Consider the following 5,864-nt stretch of genomic DNA (forward strand, 5'->3'; position numbering starts at 1 on the left):
TGGCGCGGGTGTGGCCGCGAAACTCGCCGCCATGGTCGACGAAGCCAGCGCACGCCGCGAAGTCGATGTGCTGATTGTTTGCCGGGGCGGTGGTTCCATCGAAGACTTGTGGGCGTTCAACGAAGAAGTCCTTGCGCGTGCGATCGCCGAAAGCGCGATGCCCGTTGTCAGCGGCGTAGGGCACGAGACGGATTTCACCATCGCCGATTTCGCCGCCGATGTCCGCGCGCCCACGCCCACGGCAGCGGCCGAACTCGTCAGCCCGCAACGCGTCTTGCTGCTGCGCGATCTGGATCATCGGCATGCATCGCTCGCACGCGGTTTCGGCCGGATGATGGAGCGGCGCGCGCAGCAAATCGACTGGCTTGCGCGCCGGCTCGTCAGCCCCACCGAGCGGCTCGAACGCCAGCGCGTTCACTTGCGGCAATTGACGACGCGGCTTGCATCGGCGGGAGCGCGTCCGGTGCGTGATGCCCGCGCACGCTTCGCGCTCGTGCACATGCGCTGGCAACGCTGGCGTCCCGATCTCGCCGCCGAGCGTGAACATCTGATGCGGCTCGCGCAGCGCCTGGGCGACTCGCAGGGCCGCAGGCACGAACGTGCGGCGGCGCGGGTGTCGGAGTTATCGGCGAGATTGCAGGTGCTGAGTCCGCAACGCACGCTCGAGCGTGGCTACGCCGCGTTAATCGATACGCAAACGGGGCGCGCGGTGCGTTCACCGAATGCGCTGAAGCCGAAGCGGCCGCTGACCGTGCATCTCGCAGAAGGCGCGGCGGATGTCTTGCTCGCCGATGTACAACCCCGTTTATCCGACGAATTCTGAGCCCGGCACGCTCCATGCACGCGTTGGAAAGCGGCTGCGGATCATGGCTCCAAAGGCCCGTAGTTTTGACGGGCTGGCGTGTCTGCAGGAGCGTTTTTTACGCGGCTGCCATGGCTTCGTAATCGATCATGCTCATAAAAACCCGCAATTTGCGGGGTTATCCCAACTCGCCTACAATCGAGTGCTCCATTGCTTCACTCCTCACGTCCCCCAATAATTCAACATAGAAGGAAGCTCGCACCATGGAACATACCCTCCCGCCGTTGCCGTTCGAAAAGAACGCGCTTGCTCCGAACATGTCGGAAGAAACGCTTGAGTATCACTATGGCAAGCATCATCAAACCTATGTGACGAACCTGAACAAGCTGATTCCGGGTACCGAATTCGAAAACCTGCCGCTCGAAGAAATCGTCAAGAAGGCATCGGGCGGCGTGTTCAATAACGCAGCCCAGGTCTGGAACCACACGTTCTTCTGGAACAGCCTGTCGCCCAAGGGTGGCGGTGCTCCGGCCGGCGCGCTCGCCGACGCGATCAACGCCAAGTACGGCTCGTTCGACAAGTTCAAGGAAGAGTTCGCGAAGGTCGCAACCGGCACGTTCGGTTCGGGCTGGACGTGGCTCGTGAAGAAGCCGGATGGCTCGCTCGATATCGTCTCGACCAGCAATGCCGCTACGCCGCTGACCACGGACGCGAAAGCGCTCCTGACCATCGACGTCTGGGAACACGCGTATTACATCGACTATCGTAATGCACGTCCGAAGTTCATCGAAGCATTCTGGAATATCGCGAACTGGGAATTTGCATCGAAGAATTTCGGTGCCTGAGCTTTCACAAGCTCCCTGATTTCGTAAGCAATAACCGTTCGGAAAGGCATGGGGTCTAAAAATTCACGCCGTGTCCGAAATAAAAAGCCCTCTGCATAGAGGGCTTTTTGCGTTAAACGTCCGCTGAAGGTGGGCCTGTTCCTTGCTCATGCCTTGCGTTATTGCGAAAGCGAGCTCAGCGACAATTAATATTATGAGAAATAACCGCCAGCCGGTGCCTGCTACTCCACGAATGTCGACCGGGGTTGACGGACTCGACAACATCCTGGGCGGCGGCCTGACGCCTAACCGCGTCTATCTGGTGGAGGGGTCCCCGGGAGCGGGCAAAACCACCCTGGCGCTGCAATTTTTACTCAAGGGCGCAGAGGTGGGCGAGGCCGGGCTTTACATCACGCTCTCCGAGACGCGCTCGGAACTGCTCGCCGTAGCCGATGCCCATGGCTGGGAAGTCGACGCCATTTCCATTGTCGAGCTGCTTTCGGACGAAGGGCTGGACCCCGAGTACGAACAGTCGGTCCTGCATCCCGCGGAAGTGGAGCTTGGTGAGACCGTCAAGAACGTGATGCATCAGGTCGAGGCGATCAAGCCTGCCCGGATCGTGCTGGACAGCTTGTCGGAATTGCGGTTGCTTTCGCAGAATCCGCTTCGATACCGCCGGCAAATCCTCGCGCTGAAGCGCTACTTCGCAACGCGCGACTGCACGGTCCTCCTGCTCGACGACAACACCTCCGACCCAAGCGACCTTCAGCTTCACAGCATCGCGCATGGCGTGGTCAGCCTGGATCAGCTCGTACACGATTACGGCGGCGCGCGCCGCAGGCTGCGTGTGGCGAAGATGCGGGGCCTCAAGTTTCGCGAGGGGTTCCACGATTTCACGCTGGAGACGGGCGGTATCGATGTGTATCCGCGGCTGGTCGCGGCCGAGCATCACGCGGAATTTTCCAGCACGCCGTTGAGCACGGGATCGGAGGGCCTCGACGCGTTGCTCGGCGGCGGCCTCATTCCTGGCACAAACACGTTGCTGATCGGGCCATCGGGCGTGGGGAAAACGACCACCGTGGTGTGCTGCCTGATGGCGGCGTTAAAACGCGGCGAGCGCTGCATGTACTACCTCTTCGATGAAACCCTCCGCACGCTCTTGCTGCGTTCGAAGGCGCTCGGCATGGATCTCTCGCCGTTCCTTGAAAACGGCCAGTTGACGTTGCGCCAGATCGATCCGGCGGAAATGTCGCCAGGACAGTTCACAAGCGATGTGCGTGACGCCGTCGAAGAGGAGGGCGTGCGTTATGTGGCCATCGACAGTTTGAATGCGTACCTTCAGGCGATGCCTGGCGAGCGTTATCTGTTGTTGCAGATGCATGAACTGCTCGGCTACCTGAACCAGCGCGGCGTGGTGACTATGCTCGTGCTCGGGCAGCATGGAATCGTGGGCGAGGTGGAGACGGATATCGATATCAGCTATCTCAGCGATACTATGATCCTGTTCCGCTATTTCGAGCATCAGGGCGAAGTCCTAACCGCGCTTGCGGCTGTCAAGAGCCGTGGCAGTGCACACGAGCGCACGATCCGGCAATTCCGGCTGGCTCGCGGAGGGATAGAAGTGAGCGAAGCGCTGCGCGATTTCGATGGCGTGCTGGCCGGACTGCCGTCGTATCGTGGCGACACCGAAATCCTCGGGCGTGTTGGTCGTAAGGACGCGTAGCTGTGGAGAACCGAGTCCTGATCCTTGCCCCCCGCGGCCGAGATGCCGACGTCATCGGTGAAGTCCTGAGCCGCGACGGCCGCAAATGTCTGGTGTGCACCGACGCAGCAATGCTAAATGCCGAACTGCGCGCAAGCGCGGGCACGGCGTTGATTGCTGAAGAAGCCCTCACCGACGACGACATGCCGCAGTTTTTCCACTGGCTCGAACAGCAGCCGACCTGGTCCGATTTCCCACTCATCCTGCTCGCCACGAAACGCATGGAACGGCGTCCAAAGCACGCGCTCGAATTGCTCGAAAAGCTCGGCAACGTGATTGTGCTCGAACGGCCGCTGCATGCCGAAACTTTGCGGCGCGCGGTGGCGTCTTCGTTGCGCGCGCGGATGAGGCAGTACGAGGCGCGGCGTCAGCTTGTCGAGCGCGTTGAATCGCAGGAGCGGTTGCATCTGGCGCTCGCGGCCGGACGGCTGGGATCGTGGGAACTCGATGTCGAGACTGGCGCGCTGCGCTCAACCGAGGCGTTTCGCAAGATCTTCGGGCTCAAGGCGCCGACTGTGGATTACGCGCAGCTCGTGGAAGCAATTCATCCTGAAGACCGCGAGATGCGTCACAGGGCGCTCGAACGCTGCATCGAAGAGAACACGAATCTCTCGGTGGAATATCGGGCGATGTGGCCGGACGGATCGATACATTGGGTCGAGTCACGCGGCCATCCAATGCGCTCTGTTAATAGCACGACCGGCGCGGTGACGACGAGAATCATCGGTGTATCGCTTGATGTCACCGACCGGCACGCGGTCAACGAAAAGATCCTCGCAAGCCAACTCGTGGTCGAGCGTCTTAACGACACCCTAGAAAGCCGGATCGCCGAGCGGACGCAGGAACTGGCGTCGGCGAACGACCGGCTCATGAAGGAAATCAACGAACGCGCAAAGGTCCAGGCGGTGCTCGTGCAGGCGCAAAAAATGGAAGCGCTCGGGCAACTGACGGGTGGTATCGCGCACGATTTCAATAACCTACTGAACGTGATCATGGGCAACGCCGAACTGATCACGCGCGTGAGCCGCGACGAGCGCGTGCAGAACATGGCGCAGACGGTTAAGCGCGCAACCGAGCGTGGCGCCAAGCTCACCGGTCAGTTGCTGACGTTTTCACGCAGCAGCAATCTGGATCTAAAGGCCATAGACGTCATTTCGATGCTGCATGGCATGCGCGACATGCTGGCGTTATCGCTGGGAACGGGTATTCATTTCGGCACGCGTTTCAACGTGGACGAAGCCTGGACCGACGCAGATGCCAACCAGCTCGAACTCGCTGTGCTGAACCTAGGAATCAACGCGCGCGACGCGATGCCTGACGGCGGCCTGCTGACTATCACTGTGGACCGGCGCGCCTCGCCGGACAAAACCGTTCCGGCGGGGCAGTACGTGGTAATCGGCGTAAGCGACACTGGTACAGGCATTGCCCCGGAGCTGCTCTCACGCGTTTTCGATCCGTTCTTTACCACAAAGCCGGTGGGCAAGGGCACGGGCCTCGGCTTGAGCCAGGTCTACGGGATTGCGACGCAAGCCGGTGGCACGGCGCGGATTCACAGCGAAGAAGGCAAGGGCACGACCGTTGAACTATGGTTGCCTCTGCGCGAGCGGCATGTGGCCGAAGTCACCGTGCCCGAGCCATTCGAAGAGCGCTCGGACAGACATCAGCGGATCCTTGTCATTGAAGATGACGTCGATGTACGGACCTTCCTCGTCGACTGCCTGAAGATGCTCGGATATACCGTGACGGAAGCAGCACAGGGGCGCCTTGGACTCGATCGGCTGCACAGAGATAACCCTGACTTGCTGATGGTCGACTTCGCGATGCCCGGCATGAACGGGCTCGAAGTGATTTCCGAGGTAAAGCGCACGCACCCTCGATTGCCAGTAATTCTGGCGACAGGATACGCGGACGTAGATGTATCGAAGGAACGGTTGGACGGGTACGCGGTGCTCAGGAAGCCGTTTCAGATCGGCGATCTCGCGCGCACCGTGAAAGCGGCGTTGATGGCGGCGCCTGCCTGAAGATCTACAATAAGCAACCTCGACAGGGGCTTAGCGCCGTTGCGAGGTCACGTCCCAGTTGATGTCCACGCACAGCACTTCGATGCCGCGCGGCGTCGATGCAGCGATCGACGCCGTCACGCACAAGTGCGCTTCGTTAATCGAAAGATACGGCGCTGTTAGGTGAACACGATCAGGCGTGCGCAACGCTTCAATGAAATACGGTCGGCGCTCCCAGCTCGCGCCTTCCGAATGCAGCAGTGGCCTGAAACGTTTCGCGCGTTGCGAGGCCCGTGCGGCCGGCAAGATGTTGTCGCCGATCTGGCGGCCGGAGGCATCGAGTAGGAAGCAGCGTGCCGTTTCGTGGAGTTGGAGGAGGCCACGGGTTGCATCAGCGAGACCGGCGTCTTCCACCAAACGCGCCGCAGCACTCTCCAGTGCGCCTACGTAGGGCGCGAGCCGCGCCGATTGCGCCA

Annotated in this window: 4 protein-coding genes and 1 pseudogene; 4 read left to right on the top strand and 1 reads right to left on the bottom strand. The window is 60.8% G+C overall.

All coding sequences use genetic code 11. The features are described from left to right. The 4 genes from xseA to ACRXB1_RS28485 all read left to right on the top strand — a co-directional run. On the top strand, positions 1-823 hold an 823-nt coding region (gene xseA / locus ACRXB1_RS28470), incomplete at its 5' end, for an exodeoxyribonuclease VII large subunit (protein ID WP_449493933.1). A gap of 242 nt (positions 824-1,065) precedes the next feature. Continuing rightward, a complete protein-coding gene (gene sodB / locus ACRXB1_RS28475) occupies positions 1,066-1,647 on the top strand; it encodes a superoxide dismutase [Fe] (protein WP_062000201.1) in 582 nt (193 codons plus the stop codon). 232 nt (positions 1,648-1,879) lie between these two features. After that, on the top strand, positions 1,880-3,349 hold the full coding sequence (locus ACRXB1_RS28480) for an ATPase domain-containing protein (RefSeq protein WP_449493934.1): 1,470 nt from the start codon (positions 1,880-1,882) through the stop codon (positions 3,347-3,349). 2 nt (positions 3,350-3,351) lie between these two features. Beyond that, complete coding sequence (locus ACRXB1_RS28485) at positions 3,352-5,409, top strand: ATP-binding protein (RefSeq protein WP_449493935.1); 2,058 nt, start codon at positions 3,352-3,354, stop codon at positions 5,407-5,409. A gap of 30 nt (positions 5,410-5,439) precedes the next feature. On the opposite strand, the pseudogene ACRXB1_RS28490 reads toward ACRXB1_RS28485, so the two are convergent. Then, positions 5,440-5,864 (bottom strand): annotated as a pseudogene (locus ACRXB1_RS28490) (EAL domain-containing protein); the annotation flags it as partial.

The organism is Caballeronia sp. M23-90, assembly GCF_053574605.1.